Below are 13,492 nucleotides of genomic sequence, written 5' to 3'. Positions count from 1 at the left end.
CTGCCCATTAGTCAAAGACGTACTCAGTAGCTGAGTGGGGCTGGGTGGTCCCTGACCTACGGGGCTCTGAGAGACTGCGGCACGACGTAGGTGCCCGCCGCCGAGAGGTTGTTGGTCGAGTGAGGCGAAGCAAGAGCGGTCCCGAGCCGTCGGCCCGGGGAAACTTCACCCCGCCGCCGCGCGCTGCGGCGCCCACCCCTGTGCCCGGCCCGGAGCGGTCGGCGGCCCCCGCCCCGCGCGGCGGCCGCCTCTCTCCGCGCAACTGGCGGGTGCCCACCCGGCTGAACGCGATCCTGCTGATACCCGTGGTGGTCGGCCTCGTCATGGGCGGCTTCCAGGTGAAGAGTTCGATCGACACCTGGCAGGAGGCCCGGGACGCGGAGAGCACCGCCCGCCTGGTCCGCGCCGCCCTCACCTATGCCGACGCCCTCTACGTCGAGCGTGACGTCTCCGCGGCGCCCCTGCTGCTGAACACCGACAAGGACACCGTCGCCGAGACCCGCAAGAAGACCGACCAGGCCGCCGCCGCCTTCGACGAGGCCGCCCAGGGCATGCCGCACAAGGCCGGCCTGGAGCGCCGTCTGAAGCTGTTCCGGCAGGAGGAACCGAAGCTCCAGGGCCTGCGCGCCAGCGCCTACACCACCAAGCTCACCGGCGTGAACACCGAAGAGGGATACGTCGGCATCGCCCATCCCCTGATGGAGTTCGCCAACGAACTCGGTCTGGGCACCGGCAACATCACCTCCTACGGCCGTACCGTCTACGCCATCTCGCTGACCAAGGCCGCGCTGTCGCTGGAGCGTTCCATCGGCATGCATCTGCTGGTCAAGCCCGGCCCGGACGCGCCGAACCTGGCCACCCAGCGGGTCGCCCTGTCCTCCTACGCCTACCTGGAGCGGGTCGCCGTCGAGGAGTACCGCGCCGGTGGCACCGACGCGGACGCGCAGAAGCTCGTCGACGCCGAGAAGAAGATCAAGGCCGACGGCGCCGCGCTGGCCCAGGAGGCCAGGGCCAAGGACCCGAAGTACGTGGCCCCGCCGTCCAACACGACCACGATGGTCTCGGCCGTGGCCACGCTGCCGGACACCGGCGCGCCCGCCCGTGAGCAGCTCGCCCAGAAGGGCATCACCGCGCAGAACTGGTGGGCGGTCAACACCCTCAAGTTCAACGCGTACCGCCAGATCGAGTCGGACCTGGCCGACAAGGCGGTGAGCGAGGCCTCCGGCATCGCCGACGACGCCCGGACCTCCGCGCTCATCACGGGTGCCGCGGTCGTGGTCGCGCTGCTCGTCGCGTTCATCCTGGCCGGTGCCGTCGCCCGGCAGATGAGCCGCTCCATGCGGCAGCTGCGCAACGCCGCCTTCGGCATCGCCGAGCAGCGCCTGCCGATGCTGGTCGACCAGCTCTCGCGCACCGACCCCGGCCGCGTCGACACCCGGGTCGCCCCGATCCCGATCGCCTCGACCGACGAGATCGGCGAGGTCGCCCGGGCCTTCGACCAGGTCCACCGCGAGGCCGTCCGGCTCGCCGCCGAGCAGGCCCTGCTGCGGGGCAACATCAACGCGATCTTCACCAATCTCTCGCGCCGCAACCAGTCGCTGATCGAGGGCCAGCTGACCCTGATCACCGACCTGGAGAACAACGAGGCCGACCCGGACCAGCTGGAGAACCTGTTCCGGCTGGACCATCTGGCGACCCGTATGCGGCGCAACGGCGAGAACCTGCTCGTCCTCGCCGGCGAGGAACCCGGCCGCCGCTGGGACCAGCCCGTCCCGCTCGTCGACGTGCTGCGCGCCGCCTCCTCCGAGGTGGAGCAGTACGAGCGCATCGAACTGTCGGGCGTGCCGGAGGCCGAGATCCACGGGCGCGCGGTCACCGACCTCGTGCATCTGCTGGCCGAGCTGCTGGAGAACGCGACGACGTTCTCCTCTCCGCAGACCAAGGTTCGCGTCACCGCCACCCGGCTGCCGGACGGCCGGATCATGATCGAGATCCATGACAAGGGCATCGGCCTGACCGCCGAGGACTTCGCGGACATCAACCACAAGCTCGCCAACCCGCCGACCGTGGACGCGGCGGTCTCCCAGCGCATGGGCCTGTTCGTGGTCGGCCGCCTGTCCGACCGGCACGGCATCCGGGTCCAGCTGCGGCCCTCCGGAGAGCAGGCGGGCACCACCTCCCTGGTCATGCTCCCCGACGCCATCACCCATGGCGGTGGCGGTGAACAGCCCCTGGACCGCGAGGAGTTCACGGTCTCGCAGATCATCCCGGAGCAGCAGTTCCAGGGCGAGAACTTCACCCAGCCGGCGCCGATGCGCACCGCCGCCGAACTCGGCTTCGACGACAGCCGCTACCCCGACGTCCCCGACGACATCCGCGAACTGGACCCGGTGGGCCGCTCGCTGATGCGCGAGGAGCGCCGCGCGGCCCTGGAGTCCCAGGCACAGGACCCGGCCCAGCCCGCCCAGGCGCAGCAGGAGACCCCCGAGGCGCCGTCCTACGTCGAGGAGTTCGGCACACCGGGCTACGACACCGGCGGTAGCGGCTACCAGGAACAGCCCGCGGCCTACGACCCGCAGCCGGCCTACGAGGAGCCGGGCCGTGCGGCGTACGACGAGCAGTACTTCGCGACGGGCGGCGGCCTCCCGCAGGGCGACGCCTTCCCGGCGGGCGGCGGCCTCCCGCAGGGCGACCCCTACCCGGCGGGCGGCGGCTACCCCGAGCCGTCCTATGCGGAGCCCGTGCCGGAGCAGCAGGCCGGCGCCCACGCCGCCGCGGCCGACTCCTTCCGCCCCTTCGAGGAGCAGCCCCAGCAGGGTGGCTGGCCGCAGCAGGACGGTTACCACAACGGCTATCCGGCCCAGTACGCTGCCGAAACGGAATCCGCGCAGGCCGGTGACGTGACGGAGCGGGACCGCGTAGGCTTCGACCGTCCGGGACCGGCTTCCTCCGCCGCCCACGAGCTGACCGACGCCGGGCTGCCCCGCCGCGGATCCACCGCGAGCGGTCCGAACGGCAACGGCGCGGGCGGCGCGGCGGGCGCGCACCAGGAGCCGTCGGCTCCCGCACCGCAGAGCAACGGCGAAGACGTCTGGCGTTCGGCCAACGACGAGCGCTGGCAGCAGGCGTCGCAGCTGCGCAAGCCCAAGGCAGGCGGGGTCACCGCCTCCGGTCTGCCTCGGCGGGTGCCCAAGGCCAACCTGGTCGAGGGCGCCGCGGAAGCCACCCCGCAGGGAGGCCCACAGGTCTCCCGTGCCCCGGAAGACGTCCGGGGCCGGCTGAGCAACCTGCGTCGGGGCGTCCAGCGCGGACGCAACGCGGGCGCAGGCAGTGAAACGAACGGCCAGGGCTTCGGTCCTGACAGCACCTACGACCAGGAGCGTTAGTGTGAGCCCGATGAGCCAGGCGGCACAGAACCTGAACTGGTTGATCACCAACTTCGTGGACAACACCCCGGGGGTGTCCCACACAGTGGTGGTCTCCGCCGACGGACTCCTTCTGGCGATGTCCGAAGGCTTTCCCCGCGACCGCGCCGACCAGCTCGCGGCCGTCGCCTCCGGTCTGACGTCTCTGACGGCAGGCGCCTCCCGGATCTTCGAGGGGGGCAGCGTGAATCAGACGGTTGTGGAGATGGAGCGGGGATTCCTCTTCATCATGTCCATCTCAGACGGCTCGTCCCTCGCAGTCCTGGCACACCCGGAGGCGGACATCGGCCTCATCGGGTACGAGATGGCGCTTTTGGTGGACCGCGCGGGCACGGTTCTCACCCCGGATCTCCGCGCGGAGCTCCAGGGGAGCCTTCTCAACTAACAGACAGACGGTGCGTTTTCGGGTCCCGGGGCCGTAAGGTTTCGGGACGCGGCTTCCCAGGGACGGGTGCCCGGCACGGTCGGAGGAGGAGAAAAGTGGCAACACCCCCAAACGGTTCGTCTGCGGGTAACTGGTCGTACGGCCCTGCCCAGGGCCAGGGCGACGGTTCGGCGAACCGGTACAACTTCCCCTCCACCCCGAGCCACCAGCAGCCGTACGCACCGCAGGGCCCCGGCCCTTCGCCGTACGACCAGCCGCCGGCGCCGCGCATCCAGCCGGTGCAGCCGCAGCGCCGTCCCGAGCCGGCGCCCGCCTCGGCGGCGAACAACCCCCTGGTGCGTCCGTACGCCATGACCGGCGGACGGACCCGCCCGCGGTACCAGCTCGCCATCGAGGCGCTGGTGCACACCACCGCGCAGCCGCACCAGATGCAGGGCCAGTTGCCCGAGCATCAGCGGATCTGCCACCTGTGCCGAGAGATCAAGTCGGTCGCCGAGATCTCGGCGTTGCTGACCATCCCCCTCGGCGTGGCCAGGATCCTCGTCGCCGACTTGGCGGAGGCGGGCCTGGTCGCCATCCATCAGCCCGGCGGCGACGAGAACGCCGGTGGCCAGCCAGACGTGACACTGCTCGAAAGGGTGCTCAGTGGACTTCGCAAGCTCTAGCGGCGGTCCTTCCCGCTCCACCACCTCCGCGAAGATTGTGGTGGCGGGCGGCTTCGGCGTGGGTAAGACCACGTTCGTCGGCGCTGTCTCGGAGATCAACCCGCTGCGCACAGAGGCCGTCATGACGTCCGCTTCGGCAGGCATCGACGACCTCACCCACACCGGGGACAAGACGACCACGACGGTCGCCATGGACTTCGGCCGCATCACCCTGGACCAGGATCTGATCCTGTACCTGTTCGGCACCCCCGGCCAGGACCGGTTCTGGTTCATGTGGGACGACCTGGTGCGTGGGGCCATCGGCGCGATCGTGCTGGTCGACACGCGTCGGCTGGCCGACTGCTTCCCCGCGGTCGACTACTTCGAGAACTCGGGTCTCCCCTTCGTCATCGCGCTGAACGGCTTCGACGGCAATCAGCCGTACTCGCCCGACGAGGTGCGGGAGGCCCTGCAGATCGGGCCGGACACGCCGATCATCACGACGGACGCGCGGCATCGGGCGGATGCCAAGAGCGCGTTGATCACTCTCGTGGAGCATGCGTTGATGGCTCGGCTCCGCTGAGTTGTTTTGGCGGCGTTCGGCCACCGGGGTGCCACTCGTGGTTGTGCGCCGGGTGCGGGTGCTTCGTGGCCGCTCGCGCCGTTCCCCGCGCCCCTATCGGGGCGCGTTCCCCTCTGCGTTCGAGACGTCCCGGCTCCGGTGGTACGGCCACCGGGGTGCCACTCGTGGTTGTGCGCCGGGTGCGGGTGCTTCGTGGCTGGTCGCGCCGTTCCCCGCGCCCCCTTCGGGGCGCGTTCCCCCAAACCCAATACCAAGAAGGGGCCCCTCTCAGTGGAGGGGCCCCTTCTTGGTGTTGGGGGGGGTCAGTGCCAGCTGTGGGGGGCTCGGAAGGTGGGCTCGCGGTCCAGGCGGCGCCAGCCTGCCTTGGCGCGGCCTCGGTGCGCGGGGGCAGCCGCAACGCTGCGGGCGGCGGCACGGGCCAGCAGGATCGCCGTTATCGCGGCGACCTCCTCGGGCTCGGCGTGGCCCTTCTCGACGCGGATGTCGGGAGTGTTCATGGCTGTCAGTCTCCGTGAGAGAGGTTTCCGCGCGGGAACCAGTGGGTTACCGCGGGTCCGCCGGGGTCACTGCGGGGGGTTGCCGTGCTTGCGCGAGGGCAGGTCGGCGTGCTTGGTGTGCAGCATCGCCAGGGACTTGGCCAGCACCTCACGGGTCTCGGCCGGGTCGATGACGTCGTCCACCAGGCCGCGCTCCGCCGCGTAGTACGGGTGCATCAGCTCGGCCTTGTACTCCTTGACCATCTTCTGCCGCATGGCCTCGGGGTCCTCGGCCTCGGCGATCTGCCGGCGGAAGATGACGTTGGCCGCGCCGTCCGCGCCCATCACCGCGATCTCGTTGGTGGGCCAGGCGTAGGTGAGGTCGGCGCCGATGGACTGGCTGTCCATGACGATGTACGCGCCTCCGTACGCCTTGCGGAGGATGAGCGAGATCCTCGGCACGGTCGCGTTGCAGTAGGCGTACAGCAGCTTCGCGCCGTGCCGAATGATCCCGCCGTGCTCCTGGTCGACACCGGGGAGGAATCCAGGGACATCCAGGAAGGTGACGATCGGGACGTTAAAAGCGTCACACATCTGAACAAAGCGCGCAGCTTTTTCACTCGCCTCGATGTCCAGCACGCCCGCGAGCACCTGCGGCTGGTTGGCGACGATGCCGACGACCTGTCCGTCGATGCGGGCCAGCGCGCAGATGATGTTGCGGGCCCAGCGCTCGTGGACCTCCAGGTACTCGCCGTCGTCGACGATCTCCTCGATGACCTTGGCCATGTCGTAGGGGCGGTTGCCGTCCGCCGGGACCAGGTCGAGCAGGGCCTCGCCGCGCCGGTCCACCGGGTCGGCCGACTCCACGCGCGGCGGGTTCTCGCGGTTGTTCTGCGGCAGCAGCGACAGGAGGTAGCGCACCTCCGCGATGCAGGTCTCCTCGTCGTCGTAGGCGAAGTGGCACACCCCGGAGGTCTCGGCGTGCACATCGGCCCCGCCCAGGCCGTTCTGGGTGATCTCCTCGCCGGTGACCGCCTTGACCACGTCGGGCCCGGTGATGAACATCTGCGAGGTCTCACGGACCATGAACACGAAGTCGGTGAGCGCCGGGCTGTAGGCGGCGCCGCCGGCGCACGGCCCGAGCATCACGCTGATCTGCGGGATGACGCCCGACGCCTTGGTGTTGCGCTGGAAGATGCCGCCGTAGCCGGCCAGCGCGGAGACACCCTCCTGGATCCGGGCGCCCGCGCCGTCGTTCAGGGACACCAGCGGGGCACCGGCCGCGATGGCCATGTCCATGATCTTGTGGATCTTGGTGGCGTGCGCCTCGCCCAGCGCGCCGCCGAAGATCCGGAAGTCATGGGCGTAGACGAAGACCGTACGGCCCTCCACCGTGCCCCAGCCGGTGATCACACCGTCCGTGTACGGCTTCTTGGCCTCCAGGCCGAACCCGGTCGCCCGGTGCCGGCGCAGCTGCTCGACCTCCTGGAAGGACCCCGCGTCCAGAAGCAGCTCGATCCGCTCCCGCGCCGTCAGCTTGCCCTTGGCGTGCTGGGCCTCGGTCGCCTTCTCGCTGGGGCCCGCCAGCGCCCGCGCACGGATGTCGTGCAACTCGGCGACCCGCCCGCGCGCGTCCGCCGGTTCGCCGGCCGGCTCACCCGTCGTCTCTTCCAAAACGGTCATGTAGTGACCTTACGAAGGACACCAAGAAAAGCGAGCCGTCGACTCCGTACAGTCTCCGGCCCGTTTTCCTGGTACCCCTGAACAGAACCTCACCGCCATGCAGCCGTTCCGACTGCTCAGAGGGTGTCGCGCTTGTGGAGAGGCAACAAAGTCGTCACCGGGGAGCCACCCCGCATTCGCGCACGGCACATGCCATCGCCGGAGTGACGGGGACCCTCGGACGGCGGTCCGCGGAGAGCCTAGCGGTACGGCCGTCCCGTCGGGGAATCGCGTGACACAGCGTAGAAGGGGCGACACGCCGACGAATGATGTTGAATATTGAACCGGATGGGTCTACGGTCTTCACCGACAGCTCATTGAACATTCAACATCAATGATCTCTTCGTCCCCAAGGAGCACGAAATGGGCATCTTCGGCAGCAAGCACGCCGACCAGACCACCGCCGCGGCGGTGAGCCCCGACCTGGCCTCGGTCACCGGCGACTACACGATCGACCCCGCCCACACCACGATCGGCTTCGTGGCCCGCCACGCCATGGTCACCAACGTCAAGGGCAGCTTCACGGAGCTGTCCGGCACGCTGCACCTCGACGGCACCGACCCGACCAAGTCGACCGCCTCGCTGGACCTCACGATGGACAGCATCGAGACCGGCAACGCCGACCGGGACGGCCACCTGAAGTCGGCCGACTTCTTCAAGACCGACGAGTTCCCGACGATGACCTTCCGCTCCACCAAGGCGGAGTTCCTGGGCGGTGACGAGTACCGCATCACCGGTGACCTGTCCATCCTCGGTGTCACCAAGCCGCTCTCCATCGACCTCGAGTTCAACGGCTCCGCCAAGGACCCCTTCGGTAACGAGCGCGTCGGGTTCGAGGGCAAGGCGGAGATCCTGCGCTCCGAGTGGGGTCTGACCTGGAACGCGACCCTGGAGACGGGTGGTGTCCTGGTCTCCGACAAGATCAAGCTGAACTTCGACATCTCGGCGATCAAGAACGCCTGAGCCGCCGGTCCCCTTTGGGGCCCGGCCTCAGAACCCACCGCCGAAGTCGCCGCCGCCCCCTCCCCCGTCGAAGCCGCCGCCGTCGCCGAACCCGCCCCCGAAGTCGTCGGGGTCGAAATCGGCGCCCGACACATCACCGCCCTGGTAGCCGCCCGCGCCGAAGTCGCCGGAGCCGGTGCCGTAGTCGGCCGCGTACGCCGGGGCGGCCAGCGCGCTGCCGAGCAGCGTGCCGACGAGGAGGCCGGGCAGGATGCCGCCGCCGAAGTAGCCGCCCGCCCAGGGGCCGTAGACCGGGCCCGCGTCCCAGTAGGGGCGGCGGCCGTGGTCGGTGTCGACCTCGCGGACCGCCGGGTCCCGGCCGTCGGCCAGGCGGCTGGCGTCGGCCGCGCAGACCGGGACCTCGCGCGCGGTGCCGCCCGGCGGGGTCCAGGCGGCGTCGGTGACCGAAGGCCCGTGGCGGGGGTCGAAGAAGCAGGGCGGGCGGCGGGCCGGCAGCGGACGGCCCGCACGGCGGGCGGACAGCTGCGCCAGCGAGAAGCGGCCGTCCTCCAGGGCCTGGGTGACGGCGCGTACGTCCTCGGGTCCGCGGGCGTCCGCCATGTACTGCTTCGCCTGCTCGTAGGCGTCCAGCGCCCGCTCGTAGTCCGCGCGCATCGCGTCGTCGGCGCCGGCCTCGGCCGGGTGGAAGTCCAGCCGGTCCAGCTCCTCGCCGAACGCGGTGATGTCCTCGTCCACGACCACCCGCAGCCGGTCGAGGGCGGCCCGCCGTTCCTGCTCCTGGTGCCGACGGCCGCGCCGCACGAGGGCGTAGGCGCCGAGCCCGCCGGCGACCAGCACGGCGGCCGTGACGATCAGCGCCGTACCCGATGAGCCGCCGGCGCCGCCCGAGAAGCGCCAGGACGCCGGGGCCCGCCCGCCCATGTGGGCGAAGGCGCGGTCGGTGAAGTCGGTCAGCTGGGTGCCGGCACTCTCGCCCTGGACGCTGGTGACGAGGTTGCGCACGGCTGTGCGGGACAGGACGGAGGAGTCGGCGCGGGCGTCGAAGCGGTCGCCGAGGCGGACGGCGTACAGGCCGGTGACGCCGGTGGCGGTGCGCAGGTCGGTGAACAGGTTCCGGGTGGGGTAGCCGGCCGGCAGGACGGCGATGAAGACGGGCTTGCCGGCCGCCTCGATCCGGCCGGTCAGCGTCCGCGCGTCCGCCGTCGACAGCTGTCCGGTGGCCGCCGGGTCGACGTACACCGGGCCCTTGCGGAGGGCGTCCGCGATGGACGAGACGCTGGTGGCCGCGGTGGCGCCGGGCGCGAACGTGGTCATGGCGATGAGCGCCAAGGCGGCCAGCAGCAGTGCCGGGAGGCTTCGGGTCCGTCGTACGGCCGCGGGTGCGGCCCTCGGAACGGCCTTCATCCTTCGAAGCTACCCGAAGCCTGCCCTACGGGGTTGTCCGTGGGCATTAGGCACCGGCGCGGAGGTGCCCGGGCGCAGCACGGGTAGGGGCGTGACGGTTGTCGGGCGGCTGCGGCCCTGGTGTGGCTGGTCGCGCCGTTCCCCGCGCCCCTGTCGGGGCGCCGGCGCCAAGCCGCCCGGGCGCAGCACGGGTAGGAGCGTGACGGTTGTCCGGCGGCTGCGGCCCTGGTGTGGCTGGTCGCGCCGTTCCCCGCGCCCCTGTCGGGGCGCGGGGGTTGGGGCGTCTGGGGTTACTTCGCTGGTTCTACTCCTGCTCGGAGGAGGCCGTAGGTGTAGGCGTCCTCCAGGGCCTGCCAGGAGGCTGCGATGACGTTTTCGGCTACGCCCACCGTGGACCATTCGCCGCTGCCGTCGGAGGTGGCGATCAGGACGCGGGTCGTGGACTGGGTGCCGTGCTTGCCTTCCAGGATGCGGACCTTGTAGTCGACGAGGTCGAGCTTGGCGAGCTGCGGGTAGATCTTCTCCAGCGCAACGCGCAGGGCCCGGTCGAGGGCGTTGACCGGGCCGTTGCCCTCCGCCGTGGCGACGATGCGCTCGCCCTTGGCCCAGAGCTTGACCGTGGCCTCGTTGGCGTGGGTGCCGTCGGGGCGGTCCTCAACGATGGCCCGCCAGGACTCGACCCGGAAGTAGGTCAGGGGCCTGCCCTCCGCCTCCGCGCGCAGCAGCAGCTCGAACGAGGCGTCCGCAGCCTCGTAGGTGTAGCCCTTCAGCTCGCGTTCCTTGACCCGCTCGACGACCCGGCCGACCAGTTCGCGGTCGCCGCTCAGGTCGATGCCGAGTTCTCTGCCCTTCAGCTCGATGGAGGCGCGGCCCGCCATGTCGGAGACCAGCATGCGCATGGTGTTGCCGACCCGTTCGGGGTCGATGTGCTGGTACAGGTCCGGGTCGACCTTGATGGCGGAGGCGTGCAGGCCGGCCTTGTGGGCGAAGGCTGAGACGCCGACGTACGGCTGGTGGGTGGACGGGGTGAGGTTGACGACCTCGGCGATCGCGTGCGAGATGCGCGTCGTCTCACGCAGCCGGCCCTCCGGGAGGACCTTCTTGCCGTACTTCAGCTCCAGGGCCGCGACCACCGGGAACAGGTTGGCGTTGCCGACCCGCTCGCCGTAGCCGTTCGCGGTGCACTGCACATGGGTGGCGCCGGCGTCCACGGCCGCGAGGGTGTTGGCCACCGCGCAGCCCGTGTCGTCCTGGGCGTGGATGCCGAGCCGGGCGCCGGTGTCCGCGAGGACCGTGGCGACCACGGCCTGGATCTGGGCGGGCAGCATGCCGCCGTTGGTGTCGCACAGCACCACCACGTCGGCGCCGGCCTCCGCGGCGGTCCGCACGACCGCCTTCGCGTACTCGGGGTTGGCCCGGTAACCGTCGAAGAAGTGCTCGCAGTCGACGAACACCCGGCGGCCCTGCGCGCGCAGATGGGACACGGTGTCGCGGACCATCTCCAGGTTCTCGTCGAGCGTGGTGCGCAGCGCCAGCTCCACGTGCCGGTCGTGTGACTTGGCGACCAGCGTGATGACCGGGGCGCCGGACTCCAGGAGCGCCCTGACCTGCGGGTCGTCCGCGGCCTTGGCGCCCGCGCGACGGGTCGAGCCGAAGGCGACGAGCTGGGCGTGCCGGAAGTCGATCTCCTGCCGGGCGCGGGCGAAGAACTCGGTGTCGCGGGGGTTCGCGCCGGGCCACCCGCCCTCGATGAAGCCCACTCCGAAGTCGTCCAGGTGCCGTGCGATGGCGAGCTTGTCCGCGACGGTGAGGTTGATGCCCTCGCGCTGCGCGCCGTCGCGCAGCGTGGTGTCGAAGACGTGGAACGAGTCGTCGAGCTCGCTGGTTTCCGTCTCGGTCATGGTCTCAAGGCTCCTGTTTGGGATCTCGGTCGTACCGGAATGACCGGCTCCACCGTCCCCCCAATACTCCCCCGCGCTCCGTTCCCGGCTGACGATGGGCCAGGAAACGAAAAAACCCCTCGCGGGTGCGAGAGGTCTGCGCGCGGGTCGAGGACGACGGTGGCCACCCGTACCTGGTCGTACGTGGTGGTCACTGCGGACCGGCGCGCCTGCTGCCAATAATCATGGCGAACGAGAGCACGGGGGCAGTGTGGCACATTCCGCCCCCGGCTCACCGCCCGTCTCAGGATGCGGTCGTCACACGAGACGCCTCGCGAGACGGCACCCGGGTCAGATCCAGGTCCTTCGTCTCCCGCATGGTGATGTACACCACGAGGGACACCGCGGCACAGCCGGCCACGTACCAGAAGAAGCCGGACTCCGCGCCCGCGTTCTTGAACCACAGGGCGACGTATTCCGCCGTGCCGCCGAACAGGGCGTTGGCGATCGCGTAGGGCAGCGCCACGCCGAGCGCGCGTACCCCGGTCGGGAACAGCTCCGCCTTCACGCACGCGTTGATGGAGGTGTAGCCGGTGACCACGACGAGCGCGAGCAGGGTGAGGCCGAGGGCGGGCCAGTAGCCGTCCGCGTGCTTCAGCAGGGTCATGATCGGCACGGTGAGCACGGTGCAGCCGACCGCGAAGGTGATCAGCAGGGGGCGGCGGCCGATCCGGTCGGAGAGCCGGCCCGCGAGGGGTTGCAGACAGGCGAAGACGATCAGCGCGGTGAAGGAGACGAGGGTGGCGGTCTCCTTGGCCAGGCCCGCCGAGTTCGACAGGTACTTGGTGAGGTAGGTGGTGTACGTGTAGTAGGCGACGGTGCCGCCCATGGTCAGCGCGATGACCAGGAACGCCTCCCGCCGGTGCCGCCACAGGGCGCGCAGGGTGCCGCGCTCCTCGCTGCCCGAGGTGTCCTCCGCGTACACCTCGGTCTCCAGCATGGTGCGGCGCAGGTAGAAGACGACCGCGGCGCCGAGCGCGCCCACCACGAACGGGATGCGCCAGCCGTAGCTGTGCAGCGCGTCGTCGGACATGGTGCGCTGCAGGACGATCAGCAGGCCGAGGCCGACGATCTGGCCCGCGGTCATGGACACGTACTGGAAGCTGGAGGCGAAGCCGCGTCTGCGCGGGTCCGTCGCCTCGGTGAGGTAGGTGGCGCTGGCCGCGTACTCGCCGCCCACCGAGAGCCCTTGCAGCAGACGGGCGACGAGCAGGACGAGCGCGCCGCCGTAGCCGGCCACCGCGTAGGTCGGCGCGACGGCGATGAGCACCGCGGACGCGGACATCAGCGTGACCGTCAGGGTCAGCGCCGCCTTGCGTCCCCTGCGGTCGCCCACCCGGCCCAGCAGCCAGCCGCCGACCGGGCGCATGAAGAAGCCGACGGCGAAGATGCCGGCGGTGTTCATCAGCTGGGCGGTGGGGTTGCCGCTCGGGAAGAACGCCCCGGCGAAGTAGGTGGCGAAGCTCGCGTACACGAACCAGTCGAACCACTCGACCATGTTGCCCGCCGAGCCGATCCAGATCCTTTTCCAGTGCTCTCGTCCCATGGACGTAACGTGCCGGGGGTTCGCAGGTGCGACAAGAGTGAACCGCATTGTGTTCATTGCGTTCACGACCGCGTGGGCCTCCGGCGGTTGTGGGGGCGCCCAAGAGACCGGGGGTTCGGACACGTTGGCGGGTGCGGGAGCGTCGTGGTTGCTCGCGCCGTTCCCCGCGCCCCTTTGGGGGCGCGCCTGCCTCCGGCGACGGGCGCCCAAGAGACCGGGGGTTCAGGTTTGCCGACGGGTGCGGGAGCATGGTGGTTGCTCGCGCCGTTCCCCGCGCCCCTTTGGGGGCGCGCCTGCCTCCGGCGACGGGCGCCCAAGAGACCGGGGGTTCGGACACGTTGGCGGGTGCGGGAGCGTCGTGGTTGCTCGCGCCGTTCCCCGCGCCCCTTTGGGGGCGCGCCTGC

At 70.6% G+C, this 13,492-nt stretch carries 10 protein-coding genes; 5 read left to right on the top strand and 5 right to left on the bottom strand.

From position 1 onward, the window contains the following. Positions 1-119 precede the first annotated feature (119 nt). From ACIRFL_RS13255 to ACIRFL_RS13240, 4 genes are all read left to right on the top strand, one after another. Positions 120-3,386: a nitrate- and nitrite sensing domain-containing protein gene (locus ACIRFL_RS13255; protein WP_404027412.1), complete on the top strand. Its 3,267-nt coding sequence runs from the start codon at positions 120-122 to the stop codon at positions 3,384-3,386. Between the two features lie 10 nt (positions 3,387-3,396). Beyond that, positions 3,397-3,810, top strand: coding sequence for a roadblock/LC7 domain-containing protein (locus ACIRFL_RS13250; protein ID WP_004983065.1), 414 nt, complete (start codon positions 3,397-3,399; stop codon positions 3,808-3,810). A gap of 95 nt (positions 3,811-3,905) precedes the next feature. Further along, a complete protein-coding gene (locus ACIRFL_RS13245) occupies positions 3,906-4,475 on the top strand; it encodes a DUF742 domain-containing protein (protein ID WP_404027410.1) in 570 nt (189 codons plus the stop codon). Beyond that, entirely contained in the window at positions 4,456-5,037 is a 582-nt protein-coding gene (locus ACIRFL_RS13240; protein WP_029183992.1) for an ATP/GTP-binding protein, read from the top strand. Before ACIRFL_RS13245 ends, ACIRFL_RS13240 begins: the two co-directional genes overlap by 20 nt. A gap of 302 nt (positions 5,038-5,339) precedes the next feature. Here the strand turns inward: ACIRFL_RS13240 and ACIRFL_RS13235 are convergent, their stop codons facing one another. Both ACIRFL_RS13235 and ACIRFL_RS13230 read right to left on the bottom strand, forming a co-directional pair. Beyond that, positions 5,340-5,534 (bottom strand): acyl-CoA carboxylase subunit epsilon, encoded by a 195-nt coding sequence (locus tag ACIRFL_RS13235; protein WP_404027407.1) that lies wholly within the window; start codon positions 5,532-5,534, stop codon positions 5,340-5,342. Between the two features lie 66 nt (positions 5,535-5,600). Further along, positions 5,601-7,196 carry an acyl-CoA carboxylase subunit beta gene (locus tag ACIRFL_RS13230; RefSeq protein ID WP_404027406.1) on the bottom strand — a complete coding sequence of 532 codons (1,596 nt, stop codon included), beginning with the start codon at positions 7,194-7,196 and terminating at the stop codon, positions 5,601-5,603. 402 nt (positions 7,197-7,598) lie between these two features. On the opposite strand from ACIRFL_RS13230, the gene ACIRFL_RS13225 reads away from it, so the two are divergent. Continuing rightward, positions 7,599-8,198, top strand: a complete 600-nt coding sequence (locus tag ACIRFL_RS13225; RefSeq protein ID WP_404027404.1) for a YceI family protein — start codon at positions 7,599-7,601, stop codon at positions 8,196-8,198. A gap of 27 nt (positions 8,199-8,225) precedes the next feature. Here ACIRFL_RS13225 and ACIRFL_RS13220 read toward each other — a convergent pair whose 3' ends face one another. The 3 genes from ACIRFL_RS13220 to ACIRFL_RS13210 all read right to left on the bottom strand — a co-directional run bounded on the left by ACIRFL_RS13220 (position 8,226) and on the right by ACIRFL_RS13210 (position 13,088). Further along, positions 8,226-9,602 (bottom strand): hypothetical protein, encoded by a 1,377-nt coding sequence (locus ACIRFL_RS13220; RefSeq protein WP_404027402.1) that lies wholly within the window; start codon positions 9,600-9,602, stop codon positions 8,226-8,228. A gap of 290 nt (positions 9,603-9,892) precedes the next feature. After that, a complete protein-coding gene (cimA, locus tag ACIRFL_RS13215) occupies positions 9,893-11,503 on the bottom strand; it encodes a citramalate synthase (RefSeq protein ID WP_404027400.1) in 1,611 nt (536 codons plus the stop codon). A 283-nt stretch (positions 11,504-11,786) separates the two neighbouring features. After that, positions 11,787-13,088: an MFS transporter gene (locus tag ACIRFL_RS13210; RefSeq protein ID WP_404027397.1), complete on the bottom strand. Its 1,302-nt coding sequence runs from the start codon at positions 13,086-13,088 to the stop codon at positions 11,787-11,789. Between the last annotated feature and the right edge of the window lie 404 nt (positions 13,089-13,492).

It is taken from the genome of Streptomyces sp. NPDC102462 (assembly GCF_044765425.1).
GTDB lineage: Bacteria > Actinomycetota > Actinomycetes > Streptomycetales > Streptomycetaceae > Streptomyces.
The sequence above is the reverse complement of the archived record's forward strand: the minus strand, read 5'-3'. Positions and strand labels throughout refer to the sequence as shown.